Annotated in this window: 18 protein-coding genes; 11 read left to right on the top strand and 7 right to left on the bottom strand. The window is 57.8% G+C overall.

Going from position 1 to position 20,026, the window contains the following annotated elements:
- Nucleotides 1-67: 67 nt before the first annotated feature.
- From RBB44_RS20365 to RBB44_RS20350, 4 genes are all read left to right on the top strand, one after another.
- Complete coding sequence (locus RBB44_RS20365) at nucleotides 68-1,864, top strand: IlvD/Edd family dehydratase (protein WP_306149125.1); 1,797 nt, start codon at nucleotides 68-70, stop codon at nucleotides 1,862-1,864.
- A 131-nt stretch (nucleotides 1,865-1,995) separates the two neighbouring features.
- Nucleotides 1,996-4,458 (top strand): PAS domain-containing hybrid sensor histidine kinase/response regulator, encoded by a 2,463-nt coding sequence (locus RBB44_RS20360; protein ID WP_306149126.1) that lies wholly within the window; start codon nucleotides 1,996-1,998, stop codon nucleotides 4,456-4,458.
- 315 nt (nucleotides 4,459-4,773) lie between these two features.
- On the top strand, nucleotides 4,774-5,643 hold the full coding sequence (locus tag RBB44_RS20355) for a GNAT family N-acetyltransferase (RefSeq protein ID WP_306149360.1): 870 nt from the start codon (nucleotides 4,774-4,776) through the stop codon (nucleotides 5,641-5,643).
- 135 nt (nucleotides 5,644-5,778) lie between these two features.
- On the top strand, nucleotides 5,779-8,055 hold the full coding sequence (locus RBB44_RS20350) for a transglycosylase domain-containing protein (protein WP_306149127.1): 2,277 nt from the start codon (nucleotides 5,779-5,781) through the stop codon (nucleotides 8,053-8,055).
- Between the two features lie 40 nt (nucleotides 8,056-8,095).
- Here RBB44_RS20350 and RBB44_RS20345 read toward each other — a convergent pair whose 3' ends face one another.
- From RBB44_RS20345 to rph, 6 genes are all read right to left on the bottom strand, one after another.
- Nucleotides 8,096-8,857, bottom strand: a complete 762-nt coding sequence (locus RBB44_RS20345) for a M48 family metallopeptidase (protein ID WP_306149128.1) — start codon at nucleotides 8,855-8,857, stop codon at nucleotides 8,096-8,098.
- A 120-nt stretch (nucleotides 8,858-8,977) separates the two neighbouring features.
- Complete coding sequence (locus RBB44_RS20340; RefSeq protein ID WP_166672846.1) at nucleotides 8,978-9,403, bottom strand: DUF2852 domain-containing protein; 426 nt, start codon at nucleotides 9,401-9,403, stop codon at nucleotides 8,978-8,980.
- A gap of 164 nt (nucleotides 9,404-9,567) precedes the next feature.
- On the bottom strand, nucleotides 9,568-11,088 hold the full coding sequence (gene phaZ / locus RBB44_RS20335) for a polyhydroxyalkanoate depolymerase (RefSeq protein ID WP_371932292.1): 1,521 nt from the start codon (nucleotides 11,086-11,088) through the stop codon (nucleotides 9,568-9,570).
- A 309-nt stretch (nucleotides 11,089-11,397) separates the two neighbouring features.
- The gene (hemW, locus tag RBB44_RS20330; RefSeq protein WP_371932293.1) at nucleotides 11,398-12,567 is read right to left on the bottom strand and encodes a radical SAM family heme chaperone HemW; all 1,170 of its coding nucleotides are present in this window, start codon (nucleotides 12,565-12,567) and stop codon (nucleotides 11,398-11,400) included.
- Nucleotides 12,567-13,205: an RdgB/HAM1 family non-canonical purine NTP pyrophosphatase gene (gene rdgB, locus RBB44_RS20325; protein ID WP_306149130.1), complete on the bottom strand. Its 639-nt coding sequence runs from the start codon at nucleotides 13,203-13,205 to the stop codon at nucleotides 12,567-12,569. The genes hemW and rdgB overlap by 1 nt, the downstream gene beginning before the upstream one ends.
- Nucleotides 13,206-13,218: 13 nt before the next feature.
- The gene (rph, locus tag RBB44_RS20320; RefSeq protein WP_133952690.1) at nucleotides 13,219-13,932 is read right to left on the bottom strand and encodes a ribonuclease PH; all 714 of its coding nucleotides are present in this window, start codon (nucleotides 13,930-13,932) and stop codon (nucleotides 13,219-13,221) included.
- Nucleotides 13,933-14,080: 148 nt separating this feature from the next.
- On the opposite strand from rph, the gene hrcA reads away from it, so the two are divergent.
- From hrcA to trpB, 5 genes are all read left to right on the top strand, one after another.
- On the top strand, nucleotides 14,081-15,172 hold the full coding sequence (gene hrcA / locus RBB44_RS20315) for a heat-inducible transcriptional repressor HrcA (RefSeq protein WP_306149362.1): 1,092 nt from the start codon (nucleotides 14,081-14,083) through the stop codon (nucleotides 15,170-15,172).
- 65 nt (nucleotides 15,173-15,237) lie between these two features.
- On the top strand, nucleotides 15,238-16,068 hold the full coding sequence (locus RBB44_RS20310) for a molybdopterin-synthase adenylyltransferase MoeB (protein ID WP_306149131.1): 831 nt from the start codon (nucleotides 15,238-15,240) through the stop codon (nucleotides 16,066-16,068).
- A 62-nt stretch (nucleotides 16,069-16,130) separates the two neighbouring features.
- Nucleotides 16,131-16,361 (top strand): DUF2798 domain-containing protein, encoded by a 231-nt coding sequence (locus RBB44_RS20305; protein ID WP_306149132.1) that lies wholly within the window; start codon nucleotides 16,131-16,133, stop codon nucleotides 16,359-16,361.
- Between the two features lie 56 nt (nucleotides 16,362-16,417).
- Nucleotides 16,418-17,083 (top strand): phosphoribosylanthranilate isomerase, encoded by a 666-nt coding sequence (locus RBB44_RS20300; RefSeq protein ID WP_306149133.1) that lies wholly within the window; start codon nucleotides 16,418-16,420, stop codon nucleotides 17,081-17,083.
- 13 nt (nucleotides 17,084-17,096) lie between these two features.
- Nucleotides 17,097-18,302 (top strand): tryptophan synthase subunit beta, encoded by a 1,206-nt coding sequence (trpB, locus tag RBB44_RS20295; RefSeq protein ID WP_306149363.1) that lies wholly within the window; start codon nucleotides 17,097-17,099, stop codon nucleotides 18,300-18,302.
- 51 nt (nucleotides 18,303-18,353) lie between these two features.
- Here trpB and RBB44_RS20290 read toward each other — a convergent pair whose 3' ends face one another.
- Entirely contained in the window at nucleotides 18,354-18,575 is a 222-nt protein-coding gene (locus RBB44_RS20290) for a hypothetical protein (protein ID WP_306149134.1), read from the bottom strand.
- A 247-nt stretch (nucleotides 18,576-18,822) separates the two neighbouring features.
- Here RBB44_RS20290 and RBB44_RS20285 point away from each other — a divergent pair, with 247 nt between their 5' ends.
- Both RBB44_RS20285 and trpA read left to right on the top strand, forming a co-directional pair.
- The gene (locus tag RBB44_RS20285; RefSeq protein ID WP_008193839.1) at nucleotides 18,823-18,993 is read left to right on the top strand and encodes a hypothetical protein; all 171 of its coding nucleotides are present in this window, start codon (nucleotides 18,823-18,825) and stop codon (nucleotides 18,991-18,993) included.
- 161 nt (nucleotides 18,994-19,154) lie between these two features.
- Nucleotides 19,155-19,988 carry a tryptophan synthase subunit alpha gene (gene trpA, locus RBB44_RS20280; protein WP_306149135.1) on the top strand — a complete coding sequence of 278 codons (834 nt, stop codon included), beginning with the start codon at nucleotides 19,155-19,157 and terminating at the stop codon, nucleotides 19,986-19,988.
- The last annotated feature ends 38 nt before the right edge of the window (nucleotides 19,989-20,026 follow it).

Here is a 20,026-nt window from a genome sequence, read left to right as displayed (position 1 = left end):
GCCTGTTCGAGCGGGTATTTATCGGCTCACACCCTCTGCCGTGAGGGGAACAGAGGGTAAGGCGCTGATGACACATACCAAGACACCGAATTTCCGTTCTGCCGCTTGGTTCAACAACCCAGACAACCCGGGGATAACGGCGCTTTACATCGAACGCTATCTGAATTTCGGGATTACCCGGGAAGAACTGCAGTCCGGAAAACCGATCATCGGCATCGCCCAGACAGGGTCGGATCTCTCACCGTGCAACCGCCACCACCTTGAGCTTGCCAAGCGTGTGCGCGAAGGCATTCGGGACGCTGGCGGGATCGCATTTGAATTCCCCGTCCATCCGATTCAGGAAACCGGACGGCGGCCAACCGCAACGCTCGACCGGAACCTTGCCTATCTCGGTCTTGTCGAATTGCTGCATGGATACCCGCTTGATGGGATTGTCCTGACCATCGGCTGTGACAAGACGACACCGGCCTGCCTGATGGCCGCCGCGACGGTCAACATCCCGGCAATCGCCTTGTCGGTCGGCCCGATGCTTAACGGTTGGCACAAGGGAGAGCGTACAGGTTCGGGCACCATCGTCTGGAAAGCCCGGCAAATGCTGGCCGCGGGCGACATCGACTATGAAGGCTTCATGGATCTTGTCGCCTCCTCCGCTCCCTCTGTTGGCTATTGCAACACAATGGGCACGGCAACGACCATGAATTCTCTCGCAGAAGCTCTTGGTATGCAGCTTCCGGGCGCGGCCGCCATTCCAGCGCCTTACCGGGAACGCGGCGCCATCTCCTATGAAACCGGCCGCCGGATCGTGGAAATGGCTTATGAGGACCTGAAACCGTCCGACATCATGACCCGGCAAGCCTTCGAAAACGCGATCGTCGTGAATTCGGCAATTGGCGGGTCCACAAACGCTCCAATTCATTTGAACGGCATCGCCCGGCATCTTGGGATCGAGCTCACGAATGACGATTGGCAGAAGATTGGTCATGACGTGCCGCTTCTGGTCAATCTTCAGCCCGCCGGCGCCTATTTGGGTGAAGATTACTTCCACGCGGGCGGTGTCCCGGCTGTTGTTGCCGAGCTACTCCGCCATCGACAAATTCCGCATCCAGACGCGCTGACAGCAAACGGGAAAACGATTGAGGCAAACTGCGCCGGCGTTGTCACCGATCTGCCCGATGTCATCAAACCATTCGACGCGCCCATGCTGGAAAAGGCCGGGTTTTTGAACCTGAAGGGCAACCTCTTCGACAGCGCGATCATGAAAACCAGCGTTATCTCTGAAGAGTTCCGCAACCGCTACCTCTCAAATCCGAACGACCCGGATGCTTTTGAAGGCCGCGCGATCGTTTTCGAAGGCCCGGAGGATTACCATCACCGGATTGACGATCCTGAGCTGGAGATCGATGAAAACTGTATGCTGTTCGTTCGCGGAACAGGTCCGATCGGTTACCCGGGCGGGGCTGAGGTGGTGAACATGCAGCCCCCGGCAGCGCTCATCAAACAGGGAATCACGGCCCTGCCATGCATCGGCGACGGCCGGCAATCCGGCACATCAGGTTCTCCCTCGATCCTGAATGCAGCACCCGAGGCCGCTGCAATGGGCGGATTGGCGGTGTTGCAAACCGGGGATCGTGTGCGGATCGATCTGAAAGCAGGATCAGCCAACATTCTCATATCGGACGAAGAATTGGCCCAGCGCCGCGCACAGCTTGAAGAAAGCGGGGGGTTCCAAGTTGCCGAGAGCCAAACGCCCTGGCAGGAAATCCAGCGCGGTATGGTGGCCCAGTTCGACAAGGGCATGGTTTTGGAGCCCGCGGTCAAATATCAGGACGTCGCGCACAAAGGTCTGCCCCGCGACAATCACTGAGCGAAAAGATATCGGTGCGTGCTGAAAACTCCCGAGGCGACTTACATCCTCGGAAAAACTGCCAATGAAACGATTTTTCAAAGATTCCCGTGCACTGTGACCTGAACTGGGTCTTGTAGTGAGTAGGTTTCTTGGGCAGTTACACCAGCAAAACAGCGTCGTCTACCGAGATGGACGCTGCTCTGGACAAAGAGCAGCGCGCCACCGATCCGTCTGCTGAAGAGCAGGTCACCATCGCCGCGAATACCAGCGACATCGACCTCGACGGTGCTGTGGTCGACACCCGCGCGAAGCGGCCCAGCCGAACCACTTTCGATTTCGACGACATCCCGGAAGTTGGCCCCGGACGCCGAGCCACAGACATTCCGGTGGATGCGCCTGCAAAAGCACTGCAGAACCTAGCAACGGTTGGGCTGGTCATCGCTTTGGCGGCCGCTCTCTATGTCGTCGCCGGAGAAGGTATCAACCGCTTCTTCGGGGTCGGACTGGCATTTTTTGCAGGTGGTTTGGCGGTATGGCGGTTGTTCGCTGATGACATGCAGCGCTCTATCCAGTCTCTGCAGCACAAGGACGAAAAGATCCGCCGCTTGATGGCGCGTTGTGAGGAATTGGAAGACCGGGCTTGGGAACTCGGTGAGTCCGACGAACGCCACGCCAGTATTCTCGGAACACTCGGCGACGTGGTCATCCGGCGCGACCAGGCCGGCACGATTACCTACGCGAATTCCGCTGCGGACGATGTTTTTGGAAAAGACCATGAGCTGCAGCCCGGGCGGCTGATGCAGTTGCCGATCGCGAACAAGGCTGCAGGTGAGATATTCGATCTAGATGCACCGGCGGAAAACAACGGCGGCATTGGTTTTGGCGACCTTCGGCTGCGCACCGCCCAAGGCGAGCGCTGGTTTTCGCGGATCGATATTCCGGTCCGGGACACTGCCACCGACCGGCAGTTGGTCCAGACCATCTTGCGCGATGTCACCGAGCGCCGCTTGATCGAAGAAGAGCTGCTCGCGGCCCGCCACTCTGCTGAAACCTCCAACGAAGCCAAATCCCGGTTCCTCGCGACGGTAAGCCATGAAATCCGCACGCCGCTGAACGGCGTTCTCGGCATGGCAGCCCTGCTGCGCGACACACGCCTGACCAAGGAACAGAGCGCCTACATCGAGGCACTGGAAACCTCTGGCGAGACCCTATTGCTTCTAATCGACGAAGTGCTCGATTTTTCAAAGGTTGAGGCAGGAAAACTGGATATTCACGCCGCTCCGGTCAAGGTCGGTGCATTGGCTGAAAGCGTGGTCGAACTGCTGGCGCCAAAAGCCCATGCGAAGCACCTCGAAATTGGTACGTTGATCGATTCCCGCCTGCCGGAACACGTCACGCTCGATGCGACCCGGGTGCGGCAAATCCTCTTCAATCTCATCGGGAACGGCGTCAAGTTCACCGATGAAGGCGGTGTTGCTGTTGAGCTCCATGGCCGTCCGAACCTTGAAGGTGGCAGCTTTCTCGATCTGGTTGTACGGGATACCGGCATCGGTTTTGCTGCCGACGAAGCTGAACGCCTGTTCCAGGAGTTTGAACAGGTCGATCATGGACCAGCCAGAAAGTTTGGCGGCACCGGCCTTGGCCTGGCCATCGCGCAACGACTGGCCCACTTGATGGGCGGCGGCATCAGCGCGCGCCCCGCTTCAGAAGGCGGTGCTCTTTTTGAAGTTTCCCTGCCAATCCCGGAAGATCTGACCGAAACCACAGACCCGCGCCTTGAGAAGTTTACCGGCAGGAAGATCGTTTTCGTCACCTCCAGCCGGATCGAGTGCCCCCTGATTGCCAACCGGCTGGAACAGCATGACGCGACCGTCTCGGTTCTGGAACCTGGCAACGAAGGGCTGGATACGGCCCTCATGGCTGCTGACTTACTTGTCGTTGACAATTCGGCGCTTTCTGACAGCGCCGGATGGCTGGCATCGGCGCACCTGAGCGGGTGTAAAGCACCGGCTGTCGTCTTGATCTCACCGCCAGAGCGTGACCGCCTGGAGCATCTACGAGAAGCCGGCTATGCGGCTTATCTAATCCGCCCCGTGCGAATTGACACGCTTGTTCAGGTGTTCTCGGGCCTTTTGGACGCCGAGACCACAGACCATGCCTGGGACGTCAGTGCAGAACCCGTTCAAAACAGTTTCCTCTCCAACCGTGCCGCGGTACCCGGTCGGCCCCTGAAATTGCTGGTCGCAGAAGACAATGACATCAACCGCCTGCTCAGCGAGGCCATGTTGCGCAAGCTCGGCCACGTCCCTGTGATGGTCGTGGACGGCGAAAAGGCTGTCGTCGAAGCGGCAAGCGGGACATTTGATGCGATCCTTATGGACCTTCACATGCCGGGCCTTGACGGGATCAGCGCCGTCAAGCAAATCCGCCGCGACGAGCGTGATAGTGGACGTCCTGAAGTGCCAGTCCTTATTGTCACGGCTGATGTGATGCAGGAAGCCCGGGATCAGGCGGCCGACGTTGGGGCCGCGGGCTATCTCACGAAACCACTGTCGGTAGACGATATCTCAGATGCTCTTGCGGAAATTGGACGGATGAAAGCTGCCGGCTAACCGGCGGACTCCCGCTAGCGGTTCACGATCGGCAGATTTCCCAATAACCATCTTGTAATATAAGCTGGCCTTGAAAGACGCCGGGCTCAACCCAATGTCATGCAGATGTCGGAAAAGTGTGGTCTACGGCTTTGTCAATCCAGAGCCAGCCTAGATTCGCAATCTGAGCCGGCATAGGAAGACTGGCGGAGATCCAAGCGGTCAATGCAATGATCCGGCCCGGTTTTCGACAAGAAACAGACGAAGGGTGGACCGTCCATGATGCGCCAGAACCTATTTTCTCCAAGAAAACTGGTGCGGAAATTTACGCCTGCGATGCGCCCGCTGCCAGCTGTGCCGCACGGGGCCGTTCAGATGCCGGTGAAAACCGGCGAAACCCTTGGACGTATCGGATCCCTCGAAGTGCGCATGGCGCGCAATTTCAAGGAAGTCAAAAAAGCCCAGCGTCTTCGTTATGAAGTGTTTTATGAAGAAATGTCCGCGGTCGCCGACGCACAGACTTTGGCGACACGGCGCGACGCCGATCCCTTCGATGCCTATTGTGACCATCTTCTGGTCGTGGATCACGCCTCGCTCAAGCGAAACAAGCTCGGCCGTTTGAAACCTGAAATCGTCGGAACCTACCGCGTTTTGCGTCAGGACGTTGCAGACCGGCATGGCGGGTTCTACACATCCGCAGAATACGACATCCAGTCATTGATCGATGCCAATCCCGGCAAACGGTTCATGGAGCTTGGCCGGTCCTGCGTTCTGAAACCTTACCGGAACAAGAAAACCATCGAGCTTCTCTGGCACGGTCTTTGGTCCTACATTTTGCGGCACAAGATCGATGTCATGCTGGGCTGTGCATCCATTGAAGGGACCAACCCCGACGCCATGGCCGATCAGCTGGGTTTTCTGCACCACAATTCACTTGCGCCGGAAGAGTGGCGAGTTCGTGCCGTTGAGAACCGCTTTGTGGACATGAATCGCAGGCCCGCTGCCGACATCAACCAGAAAGAAGCCCTCCGGGCGCTGCCGCCGCTCATCAAAGGGTATCTCCGTCTGGGAGCCTTTGTCGGCGACGGTGCGGTGATTGACCATCAGTTCGGGACCACCGACGTGTTGATCGTGATGCCGGTTTCGGAACTGAACACGCGGTATGTAAACTACTATGGCGCCGACGCGAGCCGCTACGCCAGCTAATCGTACGTTGTAGATCGAATCTCCATTCTGAAGCCCAATTTCCGAAAGGCTTAACGCCCCCTTAAATCGCCGCATTCTAGAATCATGACCGGGGAAAGCCGGAGTTTCCGGCAACTTGGTATGGGACGGAAATTGATGGCGCCACGGGCGAAACGCCAGGCACGGGTCGAGCCGACTTTCGGCGCATCCAGCAGCAGTCTGCTGGACCTGCGGCTGCGCCCGGATGACCGTCCGAGCGCCCCTTCGGGCAAGAAGCGCACGAAGGCCAAAACCACATCCAAATCGAAGCCCAAGTCCAAAGCTGGCAGCACCCCGAAGTCAAAGAAACCCTCGTCTGCCAAGTCCACCTCCCAGCGCGGCAGTGCGAAATCGAGGTCCGGAAACTCGAAGGGCAGAGGTGGCCGGTCCGGCGCCAAACGCCGCAGCCAGAAAAGAAAAGCCCGGTCATCGTTCATGCCCGCTCTGGGCAGGCTTGTAAAACGCGGACTTTACTGGAGCGCGGTCCTTGGAATTTGGGCCGGCATCGCTGTCGTTTGTATTGTTGGCTATTATGCCGCTTACCTCCCGCCGACATCCGAATGGCAGGTTCCAGCAAGGCCGCCAAACGTAAAAATCGTTGCTGCCAACGGCCAGCTGATCGCAAACAGAGGCGATACAGGCGGCGAAGCTGTCCGTCTCGAACAATTGCCACCTTATTTGCCCAATGCGGTGATCGCGATTGAGGATCGCCGCTACCGGTCCCATTTCGGCATTGACCCCATCGGCCTTGGCCGGGCTTTCGTCACAAACATCACAACAGGCCGGCTCGTGCAAGGCGGTTCGACGCTCACACAGCAGCTTGCCAAAAACCTGTTTCTGGAGCCGGATCGGACGATCAAACGGAAAATCCAGGAGCTGGTCCTCGCGTTCTGGCTTGAGGCCGAATACTCCAAGGACGAGATCCTGGAGATGTATCTGAACCGGGTCTATCTTGGCTCAGGCGCTTACGGCGTTGATGCCGCCGCGCGCCGCTATTTCGGCAAGTCCGCCCGGCTCATGACAATTGCAGAAGCGGCCACGATCGCGGGGCTCTTGAAGGCGCCGTCCCGTTTTTCTCCCGCTGTCAATCCAGATCTTGCGGAAGACCGGGCTCAGCTTGTGCTCGCTGCGATGCACGAAGAAGGGTACATCACCTCAGATGAGGCCAAAAATGCTTTGGCTGCCCCAGCAAAGGTCGTCCGCCGCTACACAACCGCCAGTGAGAATTATGCCGCTGACTGGGTGATGGACGTCCTGCCGCACTTTGTCGGATCCATAGACAGCGACATCATCGTTGACACGACGATCGACCCTGACATCCAGCAAGCTGCAGAAGCCGCACTTCGCGCTGCCATCTCGGAAAACCGGCAGGCCTTGGGCGTATCGCAAGGCGCAATTGTTACGATGGATACGGCAGGCGCGGTCAAGGCGATGGTTGGCGGTGCCGATTACTCCAAGAGCCAGTTCAACCGGGCCGTCTATGCCAAACGTCAACCGGGATCTGCGTTCAAACCGTTTGTTTACCTTACGGCTCTTGAAAACGGCATGACGCCGCAAACCGTCCGCCAGGATCAGCCGATCACCATCGGTGGCTGGTCGCCGAAAAACTATACGAAACAATATTATGGTCCCGTTACACTGACACGCGCCTTGAGCCTGTCCCTCAACACTGTGGCCGCTCGGCTTGCCTACGAAGTGGGGGCTGGCAATGTCGCCTCAACGGCACGGCGTCTTGGGATCACATCGGATTTGAAAACCAACCTATCCCTTTCGCTGGGCACCTCCGAAGTCACGCCCCTTGAAATAGCCGCCGCCTATGTCCCGTTTTCCAACGGCGGTTACGGGGTTCTGCCGCACATCATCCGGCGGATCAAAACCGTGGACGGCAAGACGATCTACTCTCGAACCGGCGATGGTAGGGGCCGCGTGGTTGACCGGCGCGATGTCGGAAATATGAACTTAATGATGTCGGAAACGCTTCTGACCGGAACCGGCCGGAAGGCCCGGCTGGAAGATGGCCGCCCGGCCGGCGGCAAAACCGGCACCAGTCAGGCGTTCCGCGATGCGTGGTTTATTGGCTACACCGGCAACATGACAACGGCTGTCTGGTTCGGCAATGACAACAACTCGCCGACCAAAAAAGCATCAGGCGGAAAAATTGCCGCCGAGGTCTGGAAATCCGTAATGGATTCCGCGCACAAGGGCCTTCCTGTGGCAGATCTGCCAGGTGTTCCGAGCTTGCCTGCGAGCGTTTCGGCGCCCAAACGGCCGGTGGCTCCGCCATCCAGCTCCGGGCCTGACAGCGGCCCTGTTCCTCCAGCGGGTGTTGGCGATACGGGTGAACGGAAGGGGCCACTCAACCTGTTGCGCAATCTCTTTGGCGGCGGTGGTTAGATCAGCGCGCATTTTCCTGAACGCACGATGCTTCAAGGCCTCATCCGTAGCCGTGCAGCCGGATCCCGTGTTCTTTCAGCCAAACGCGGGCGTGCGGTGTTTGCGGAGCCAACTCTTCGCACAAGCGCCAAAACCGGTCCGAGTGGTTCATTTCCTTTAAATGCGCCACCTCATGGGCCGCCACGTAATCCAGGATATCCGGCGGAGCCAAGATAAGACGCCAGGAAAAAGACAAGCGGCCGTTTGACGCGCATGAGCCCCAGCGGCTTTTTGTGTCGCGAACACTGACGGCGGCAATCTTTTTACCGATCTTTGCGGCATGGTCTTCGGCGCGTTCCGTCAAATCGGCCTTCGCCTGCCCCTTCAACCAGGTGGTCACCTTCCTCGGCGCGTGCTCCTCAGCACCGGGCACGAGCAGTGCCGGGGTCCCGCACACAGCCTGTCCGATAGAGACCAGACCGCGAAGCTGACCGGTCGGGACGATCAAGTGCTCTTTGCCCCTCAGCGGCACGAGATCGCCGGGACGCAGCGCAACGTGGTCCGGCCGGCCTTCAAGCCGCTCAAGGAGCCAATCGATATGCTGGCGGGCAAACCGCTCGGCCCTTTGTAAATCACCACCTTTCGGTACCGTCAGAACCGGTCCGGAATGGTCCGCAGGCAAGCGCAAGAGATAGCGCTGCGCTCTTGGATTGGCGCGCAAGCGAATGCGCACCGGCGCGTCACCAGTGTCTATTTCGATGTGGTCCGGCAGTGCCGGTTTTCGGGCGCGCAGTTTGGCCCCCAAGGGCTTCAGTCGAATCATTGCGGGTGAATATTAGGCGAGAAAGCCGGTCGTTTAAACGGACGAAAGCGGCGCTTTTCAGGGCGCCGCTCTCGGTCTGACCGCCCGGGGATAAGGCGGCTCTGGGAGGAGGTATCAGACTTAGGCCGGGTTTGCTTCCGGCCCGGTGTTGGGACGGCCACGATTGGCCATGAAGCGATCGAACTCTTCCTGATCACGCGCACGGCGCAACTCGGTCAGGAACTCATCGAATTCGTTGCGCATGGCGTCGATCTTCGCCCGCTCTTCCTCAAGGCGTTTCAGTTCACGCTCGCGATACTCATCGAACGCAACATTGCCGGTCCGGCTGTAAGAAGGCTTGTTCATGTTTTCAAATGCTCCTTTCAGCGGACTTCCACGCCATTGATCCCGCGCGTCGCGCGCCATTCCCTCAAATCTGTCGCCCCACAAAATGTAGGCCAACATGGCGAGGCCCAGCGGCCAGAACACCACGAACCCAAGCACCATCAGACCAATGGTCATCGGCGTCCAGGCAGGTTTAATCATGCAGCTTTTGGTCGTCGTCATTGTCCTATCCATTAAAGACATCCACTACCTTGAAGTGGGGATTGACGCAGCGCGCTTCAAGGATTTGTGATCCGGATTCGGGCGTTCCCGCACCCCAAACGAGAAAATCCCCACCGTTTCCGGCGGGGATTTTTATCTTGGAAAAATCGGCGCGGATTATTGCGTCAGCTTACCGTTTCAGACAACTGGCGCGCCTGCTCGATCCAATTGTCACGCGCCATACGGCCCCGGAAATCCAGTTTGGAATCAAGCGCTTCAATCTGCTCATCAGTCAGCGACGCGATCTGCCAGTAATGGAAGATGCCTGCCTCGTTGAGCGCTGCTTGCAGTTTGGGTCCGACACCGCTGATCGCGGTCAAATCGTCGGCGACACCTTTCGGCTTGGCCAACAGGATTTTTTCCAGTGGTGCCTTGGACGGTGCGGCCGCAGACGCAGCTTTGGCAGGTGCAGCAGCCGGTTTTGACGCTGTAGGCGCCGATTTCTTGCCGCGCATATCCGCCCGGTTCGAACGGATGAAATCCATCACACGCGGTGCGATTTCTGCCCGCCAACGGGATCCGTTGAAGACACCGTAGTGGCCGACATTCGGCTGCTCGTAGTGCGCCTTCATGTCGTCTGCAAGGTTGGTGCAGAGCGCATGGGCGGCTTTCGTCTGACCTCGGCCTGTGATGTCGTCCTTTTCACCTTCGACTGTGAGAAGAGCCGTACGCGTGATCTTGGTGCAATCCACCAAGCGCCCATTGTGCATCATCGTGCCTTGGGGCAGCGAATGGTCGATGAAGACCGTTTCGACCGTCTGAAGGTAGAATTCGGCCGTCAAATCCATGACTGCGAGATATTCGTCATAGAACTCGCGATGTTTTTCCGCGCTGTCGCCGTCACCTTCCACAAGGTGCTGGAAGAAGTCCTTGTGCGCGGTCACATGCCGGTCGAGGTTCATGCTCATGAAACCGGACAACTGCAGGAAGCCCGGATAGACATCGCGCATGAAACCCGGATGCGGGAAGGGCACCTTCATGATGACGTTATTCTTGAACCAGTCGATCCCCTTGGAAACGGCGAGGTCATTTACAGCGGTCGGCGCAACGCGGGTGTCGATCGGTCCGCCCATCAAGGTCATTGTGGATGGAACATACGGATCGTCCCGGTCTTCCATCACGGCAACGGCGGCCAGAACCGGAACGGACGGTTGGCAAACGCCAAGCACATGAGCGTCCGGGCCGAGGAAATGTAGCATCGAAATGATGTAATCTATGTAGTCGTCCAGATCGAACTTGCCGTCCTGGATAGGAACCATCCGCGCGTCAATCCAGTCCGTGATGTAAACATCAGCGTTTGGCAACAACGCTTCGACAGTGCCGCGGAGCAGTGTCGCGTAGTGTCCGGACATCGGCGCAACGATGAGTATCTTCGGGTCGTTACGCTGTGTGGTGACGCCGCGCTCGAAGCGGATCAGATCACAGAACGGCCGGCTCCATACCGCGGTTTCCCGCACCGGGACCCGGACACCGCCGACAACCGTGTCGTCAATGCCGAACTCCGGCTTGCCATAGCGCCGTGTTGTGCGTTCCAGAACCTCACAGCTGGCGGCAATTTGCCGGCCCATGCTGGTGTGGGTCATCGGGTTCAGAGGATTTTGAAAATACAGCTTGGTCATATCTGCCATTGCGCGCAGAGGCGCCATGGCCGCATGGTTCAGCTCGTAAAGATGATAAAAAGGCAAAGGGGCATCTCCTTTGTTCAGGTAGTTGCTACCCGCCGTTTTTATGAACTCGGAATACATGACGGTTGTTCCTGCACCACCTGTTGCATTGCAGCAGGATAGCCACGCCACTTGGCCCCGGCAATACTGGTAATTGGTAGGGACCCGGTCATTCTAGACCTTTTTTCGGCGAACGAATTATTTTGCCGCCAAAGCAGTTACCCGGTGATTAAGAAAGTTAGCTATTTAAATCAAAGTGATAAATGTAATAAAGCGCTCAAGAAAATCAGGTTATGCGGCCAAATCCGCGACCACAGCGTCCAGAACAAAAAATCCTTCTGGCGTTGCACGAACCCGGTTTTCCCCGAGTACTTCCACCATTCCGTGTTCCAGAAGGTCGTTTAAACGCTTGGGATCGACGGATCGGTGCGCAAACGCCTCATAGCGTTTCAGATCAATCCCTTCGGTCAACCGCAGTCCCATCAGCAGGAATTCGTCTCCCTGCTCTTCTTCGTTAAGGCCGGAGAATTCGATCATGCCGTGGCCGTTCTGCTCAACAGTCTCCAGCCAGGTTTCAGGGTGGCGCTCGACGGACGTCGCCATCCGGTTTACTCCGACGGATAAACGGCCATGGGCGCCCGGACCAACGCCGACATAATCGCCATAACGCCAATAAACCAGGTTGTGACGGCATTCCGCGCCGGGCTTGGCGTGGTTGGACACTTCATAGGCCGGCAAGCCTTCAGCTTCCGTAACCTTCTGCGTCAACTCATAAAACTCTGCGCCCAAATCCTGATCCGGCATGGTCAGCTTGCCAGCGTGATAGAGCGTGTAGAAGGGTGTGCCTTCCTCAATCGTCAGCTGATAGAGCGACAGGTGATCGGCCGCGAGCGCAATCGCATCCTTAAGCTCGGCCTCCCACTGCGCCAAGGTCTGATTGGGCCGGGCGTAGATCAGATCAAAGGACAAGCGCGGGAAGGTCGCCCGGGCCGTTTCAATCGCCCGGCGGGCCGTCGCAGCGTCGTGCAAGCGGCCAAGCAGTTTCAGGTCTCCATCATGGAGCGACTGAATGCCCAACGAGACGCGGTTCACGCCAGCTGCCCGATATCCCTTAAAGCGTTCTGCCTCCACCGAGGTCGGATTGGCTTCCAGGGAAATCTCAACATTCGGATCCAGTGACCAACGGTCTGAAATTGCAGTCAGAACACGTTCGACCGTCGCCGGCTCCATCAGGGACGGGGTCCCGCCACCCAAAAACACCGACTGGACCACCTTGCCTTGTGTCATCTCGGCAAAATGGCTCAATTCACGCTCGAAGGCGGCCGCAAAGCGGGCTTGATCGACAGGCTGGTGGCGCACATGCGAATTGAAATCACAATACGGGCACTTGGCCGCACAAAACGGCCAATGCACATAAATGCCAAATCCCGCATCGGACGCCTGGATCAGTGCCACGTCGATTATCCCTTCAAACAGGCCTTAGCGAAGAGCTCGAAGGCGCGCGAGCGGTGCGACAAGGCAGGTGTATCCGGACCCCAGCCGTGTTTTTCCTCCGACGTCATCTCGCCGAAGGTGCGCTCATGTCCGTCCGGCTGAAACACCGGATCGTAGCCAAAACCTTGAGTGCCGCGCGGCGGCCAAACGATTTGGCCTTCCACCACACCACGGAAGAATTCCTTGTGCCCATCCGGCCAAGCCAGGCACAACACCGCGACAAACGAGCCGCGGCGGCGCTCCGGTGTCGTTGCCCCGGCCAATTGGAGTTTTTCTTCCACGGTGCGCATGGCCATGGCGAAGTCCTTGTCGGGCCCCGCCCAGCGCGCGGAATAAATACCGGGATCTCCGTTCAGTTCGGCAACACAAAAGCCGCTGTCATCGGCCAAGGCCGGCAGATTGGCTACCGTTGCGGACGCCACAGCCTTGATTTTGGCATTCGCTTCAAACGTTGTTCCGGTCTCTTCCGGCTCAGGAAGGCCCAGATCCCCCGCAGAAACCACCTCAAACCCGTAGGGCTGCAGGAGCTCATTGATCTCGCGCAGCTTGCCCTTGTTGTGGCTGGCAACAACCAGCTTTCCCGGTTCCAGTTTGCGGTGGCTCATGGTGGTCACGTCCTTACAGGATTGCCATTTTCTGAAGGTCGACCAAGCGTGTGATCCCTGCCTTTGCAAGGTTCATCAGCTGACCGAACTCGTCCTCGGAGAACGGCTTGCCTTCCGCTGTGCCCTGAATTTCCACGATGCCGCCAGATCCGGTCATGACGAAATTGGCGTCAGTCTCGGCCGTGCTGTCTTCATCATAGTCCAGATCAAGAACCGGTGTGTTTTCGTAAATCCCGCAGGAAATCGCCGCAATGTGGTCGGTTAACACCTCCCCGGACACCATGTCCCGGGCTTTCATCCACTCAACACAGTCGCGCAAAGCCACCCAGGCCCCGGTGATTGCAGCGGTTCGCGTGCCGCCATCAGCCTGGATAACGTCGCAATCGACAGAAATCTGGACTTCGCCCAGCGCCTGCAGATCCACAACGGCGCGCAGGGAGCGCCCAATCAGGCGCTGGATTTCCTGTGTGCGGCCGGATTGTTTACCAGCGCTTGCCTCACGGCGCATCCGGCTGCCGGTGGCACGTGGCAGCATGCCGTATTCGGCGGTGACCCAGCCCTTGTTCTGGCCGCGCAGCCACGGCGGGACGCGCTCTTCCAGGCTTGCGGTGCACAGGACATGCGTATCGCCGAACTTCACCAGGCACGAGCCCTCGGCATGTTTGGATACGCCACGCTCCAGCGTGACGGCACGAAGTTCATCGGCAGCGCGTTTTGACGGACGCATGGCTCTCCCTTTCAGCCCGTTATCAAGGCAAAACCCAAAGGTTCGCCCCGTTTGTTCACGGCCTTTTAGACCCCATTTCCCGGCGCCGTAAAGGCCAAGCTTCACCATTGGACCGTTTTGCGCCTATATCTTGAAGAATGAGCGTTGGATCAACGCGTTTTTGGTGACCGTGACGGAGACAAACACCTTGAGCCTCAGCGACCTCGACAGAAGATCCCGGGAAATCTTCCGCTCGATCGTGGAATCCTATCTTGATACCGGGGAGCCCGTCGGCTCGCGCAACATCTCGCGCAACCCCAACATTTCGCTATCGCCGGCCTCGATCCGCAATGTGATGTCGGATCTGGAGCACATGGGCCTCCTGCATTCGCCGCATACCAGCGCCGGACGCCTTCCAACAGAAATGGGCCTCAGGTTTTTTGTTGATGCGCTTCTTGAGGTGGGCGATTTGACCCAGGAAGAGCGCCGCCAGATCGATGTTCAGGTCAAGGCCTCTCAACAGGCCAATTCCGCAGAACAGGTTCTGACAGAGGCGAGCCAATTGCTGTCAGGCCTGTCGATGGGCGCAGGTGTTGTGCTGACCCATAAGTCCGACATGCGGCTGAAGCACATCGAGTTTGTCCGCATTGAACCGCTGAAGGCCCTCGCCATCCTGGTCGGGGAAGATGGATCGGTCGAAAACCGGGTCGTCGAGCTACCACCGGATCTGCCATCCTCCGCTCTCGTCGAGGCCTCGAACTATCTCAATTCGATGATTCAAGGCCGCACAATCAGCGAGATCCGGGCTGAGCTTGAAAAAGTGCGCGCGGCGGATCAGGCTGAGCTGGATCAACTCAGTCAAAAAGTCATTGATGCCGGCCTCGCCGTTTGGACCGGGGAAGACGGTGTCGCAGATCCCGGTACGCTGATTGTCCGCGGCCGGTCCAATCTGTTGTCCGACCTGGATGCCGCCGAGGATCTGGAGCGGATCAAGCTTTTGTTCGACGATCTGGAGAACAAGAAGGATCTCATTCAGCTCTTGGGCCTGGCCGAAAAAGGCGAGGGCGTCCGGATATTCATTGGCTCGGAGAACAATCTCTTTTCCTTGTCGGGTTCGTCGCTGGTTGTCTCGCCGTACCGGGACAGCAACCAGCGGATCGTCGGGGCTCTTGGCGTCATTGGGCCGACCCGGCTGAATTATTCAAGGGTCATTCCGATGGTCGACTATACAGCGCGGCTGGTCAGCCGGATTTTGGGCTGACGCTTGATCGAAACCGTTATTTGCCCCCATCTAAGCAATGAAATCTCAGGACAGGCCTCCTCACTATGCAGTCATTGTCGCCCGCTGAACTGGAACGCTACGCCCGCCATATTGTCCTTCAGGACATCGGCGGAACCGGGCAACAGAAACTGAAGGCCGCGAAAGTTCTGATAATTGGCGCGGGAGGTCTGGGCGCGCCGGTTTTGCAGTACCTGGCCGCCGCCGGGGTCGGGACGCTTGGCATCGTGGATGATGACGCCGTCTCGCTGTCCAACCTTCAACGGCAGGTAATCCACGACACCAACCAGCTGGGCGAGCCAAAGGTCGCGAGCGCTGCCGAAGCAATTGCAAGGCTCAATCCGAATGTCGAGGTGAAGCCGTTTCCGTTCCGGATCACCGGTCAAAATGCTTTGCAGCTGATTTCCGCCTTTGATCTGGTGGTCGATGGGTCAGACAATTTCGACACGCGCTATTTGGTGTCGGACGCCTGTTTTTTTGCCAAGAAACCGCTGGTGACGGCGGCTGTCGGTCAATTTGATGGCTCTATCACCACCTTGCGGCCCTTCGAGAGTGGCGAAGATGGCACTCCCAATCCGACTTATCGGTGCCTCTTCCCACAAAAGCCCCGGGCCGGATTGTTGCCGACTTGCGAACAGGCTGGCGTTCTTGGCGCACTGACAGGAATTCTCGGCACCATGCAGGCCATGGAAGTGTTGAAAGAACTCACCGGCACAGGCGAGGGGCTCACTGGCCGGCTGATGATGTTTGATGCGAAGGCCTTCCGGATGGAAACCATCCGCTACAAACGCTCGCCCAAAAACCCGCTCAATGGTGAAAATCCAAAAACCTGGGCCGAACTGCTGGAAGAGGGACAACTCCTCCTGCCACACACTTGATCAGCGCCGATCAGGCCCTTTGTCACGCAGTAAGCATTCATTCCAAGGATCCGGACCCACCCATGCATCCAAAATTCGCTCCTTACCTTTTCGGCGCCATGCTGTCCGGGTCCATGTCGTTCCTCGTGTCCGGCATCGCGACGTTCCGAGCGGTCGGCCCTCATGCAGAGTTTTTCAGTTTCTGGATTGAGTCCTGGCTGTTTGCCTGGGCAGTCGCGTTTCCTGCTGTCCTCATTCTAGCGCCGATCGTGCGCAAAATTGTCGCGAAACTGGTAAAACAACCGGAAGAATGAAAGGGGAAGCCATCTCCTTTTGACAAACCCTTCCGCAGCGGCGATACCTCGAAGCCATGTCGGATATCATAGTAAAAATCTGCGGTCTGTCGACCGAAGACACCATGCAGGCGGCCCTTGATGCGGGCGCAGATATGGTCGGGCTGGTGTTCTTTCCCAAAAGCCCGCGCCATGTAAACCTGTCAGATGCCTGCAAGCTGGCGGATATGGCGCGCGGCAAAGCCGACATCGTCGCCCTGACAGTCAATATGGATCTGGACGGATTGTCGCGGATCAACGAGCTGGTCGCGCCGGACTATTTTCAGTTTCACGGCAGCGAAGCCCCGGAATCCCTGGCAGCCGCCAAGGTGATGCATGGCAAGAAGATCATGAAAGCGATCTCCGTTTCCGATAAATCGGATCTGGAACAGGCGCTTTACTACTCTATTGTAGCTGACCGGATCCTTTTCGACGCCAAACCGCCGGCGGGATCAGACATCCCAGGTGGCAATGGTGTTTCGTTTGACTGGACACTTTTGAAAGATCTTGACCTGAAGAAGCCGTTCATGCTTTCGGGTGGATTGAATATGGACAACGTTGCCGAGGCAATCCGCCTGAGCGGAGCTAGGGAAATCGACCTGTCGTCCGGAGTAGAACGCGAACGCGGCGTTAAGGACCCGGCATTGATCCGATCCTTCCTGGCGAAGGTAAAGGACATTCAGGCGGAAGCGGTTAAGGAGTAAACGCGTGAACGATATGGCGAACAGCATCCGGACTGGTCCGGACGATCGCGGACATTTCGGCATTTTTGGTGGCCGATATGTCGCCGAGACCCTGATGCCGCTGATCCTGGATCTGGAAGAGCACTACAAAGCTGCCAAGAACGATCCGGACTTTTTGGCTGAAGTCAAAAATCTCAACACCCATTACACCGGCCGGCCGTCTCCCCTGTATTTCGCAGAGCGGCTGACCGAGGAGCTGGGCGGTGCGAAAATCTATTTCAAGCGGGATGAGCTGAATCACACCGGCTCCCACAAGATCAACAACTGCCTGGGCCAGATCCTGCTTGCAAAGCGCATGGGTAAGACCCGGATCATCGCAGAAACCGGTGCCGGGCAGCATGGCGTTGCAACTGCAACCGTTTGTGCCCGTTTTGGTCTGCCCTGTGTTGTATACATGGGTGCGACCGACGTTGAACGGCAAAAACCGAACGTGTTCCGGATGAAGCTTCTGGGCGCGGAGATCGTCCCGGTCACGGCTGGGGCCGGCACGCTCAAGGACGCCATGAACGAGGCGCTCCGCGACTGGGTCACCAATGTTGACGATACCTATTACCTGATCGGGACGGCCGCTGGTCCGCACCCGTATCCGGAATTGGTGCGCGACTTCCAGTCCGTGATCGGAAAGGAGCTGCGCGAACAGATGCTCGCAGCCGAAGGCCGTCTTCCGGACGTCCTCGTGGCAGCTGTTGGCGGCGGTTCCAATGCGATCGGCCTGTTCCATCCGTTCCTAGACGACAAGGACGTGAAAATCGTTGGCGTTGAAGCTGGTGGCCGTGGCTTGACCGGTGAAGAACACTGCGCTTCCTTGAATGCTGGCAAGCCCGGCGTCCTTCACGGAAACCGCACGTATCTGATGCAAGATGACGACGGCCAGATTCTCGAAGGTCACTCGATTTCCGCTGGTCTCGATTACCCTGGGATCGGCCCGGAGCACTCTTGGCTGAAAGAAATCGGCCGCGCCGAATACATTCCGATCATGGATGATGAAGCCTTGGCCGCTTTCCAGATGCTGACACGGGTTGAGGGCATCATCCCGGCGCTGGAACCGGCACATGCCCTGGCGCAGGTCGCTAAGATGGCTCCGCAGATGGACAAGGATCAGATCATTGTCATGAACCTATGCGGCCGCGGCGACAAGGATGTTTTCGCAGTCGGCGAGATGCTTGGCTTCGACCTTTAAGCTGCAACACCACAGCTAGAAAGAAGCCGCGCACCCCAAGGTGCGCGGCTTTTATTTTGCGGGCGTTTCTGCGTCGAAAACCGCTTCCAGCAGCAATTGTTGTCCACGCGCGTCCAGACGCTTGGCCTGGCGTACCAAACCAGGATCGGCCGCCGTAAGTCGGGCCGCGATCCTTGGTATCCGTGCTGGCACATGGCCGCTGAGGTCGCGCACACGCCGCATGAGTTTCTCATGAAACGGCAGTGGAGCCGGTTCGAAGAGGGAGTGGGCCATTTTCGGCTCCTTTTATTCTTGGCTATGCCAGGAATATAGGCGCACCAAGTGCACATTTCCAGTTCGAAAATTTGACGATGGGCTGATCTGCAAGCGATGCAGAGCGGTCTGGGCCATAGAAGTCTGATCGCCCAGGTCCGACAATTCGGTAATGCTGCAATGCAAAACCGGCGCTACTCACATCCATGCGGCTGTTTACATTAGAGGAAACAAACTCAGCTTCTCGAAGACCTCAAAGGATGTTCCAATGGCTTTTCGTTCCGTTTCCAATTTTTTCGACCAGATCGGTCAAGCGCAACGCATGAGCGCCGACTACAATCGCATGCGCCAAATGTCGCCTGAAAGCCTGTCCCGGATGGGTGTTGAGCGTAACGACATCGCAAACCACCTCTACAACAAGTACTTCGGCGGCCGCTAAACGCGCCAAATTGTCCTCATTTGACGCATCAAAGACCATTGAGGCGCTTAGGAGGCCGCAAAGATCCGTTCTTTGATTGACATCCCCTTGCCCGCTCCCCTACATCGCTCTGATAATTGGCGGGCGGTGACAGCCTGCGTCTGTGGCAAGAGGACAGCTGAATGACGGAAACGCGTATCGATCGACGGTTCAAGGCATGTGCCGACGCAGGCCGACCGGCTCTGGTCACGTTCATAACCGCGGGCGATCCCGATCTCGAAACGTCACAAGCCATTCTCAATGCCCTTCCGGCAGCCGGAGCCGATGTGATCGAACTCGGTATGCCGTTTTCCGATCCGATGGCAGAAGGCATTCCGATCCAGCTTGCCAACCAGCGCGCACTTGCCGCCGGTCACACCATGGACAACACATTGGACATGGTGCGGACGTTCCGCGAACAGGATCAGGATACGCCGATCATTCTGATGGGCTACTTCAACCCGATCTACGTACGCGATCCGAAAAAATTCGTTCACGTCGCCAAGGAAGCAGGCGTAGACGGCTTTATCATCGTAGATGTGCCAGCAGAAGCCGACGATGAATTCTGCATTCCGGCCCTGGAAGCCGGTTTGAACTTCATTCGTCTTGCGACCCCCACCACTGATGACAAACGCCTTCCGGCAGTTCTGGCCAATACCTCCGGTTTCGTCTATTACGTTTCCGTGACTGGTATTACCGGCGCGCAGATTGCCGATACCGGCCGAGTGACGGCGGCTGTCAACCGCATCAAAGGTCATACAGATCTGCCGGTTGCTGTCGGTTTCGGCGTTAAAACAGCCGATCAGGCTGCCGTCATCGGCAAGGACGCTGACGGTGTCGTCGTCGGTTCGGTTCTGGTGAACGCGGTCAAGGACAGCCTAGATGCTGACGGCAAAGCAACAGACAAGACCGTGCAAGCCGTTGCCGACGTGGTCGCAGATCTTGCATCAGGTTGCGCGCGGGCCCGGGCCGCTTAAAGGTAAGGCCTTAAAAATGTACGTTTTCCGGCGGACAT

This window comes from Roseibium sp. MMSF_3247 (assembly GCF_030733765.1).
Taxonomy (GTDB): Bacteria; Pseudomonadota; Alphaproteobacteria; order Rhizobiales; family Stappiaceae; genus Roseibium.
This window is presented reverse-complemented; position numbering and strand designations above follow the sequence as displayed.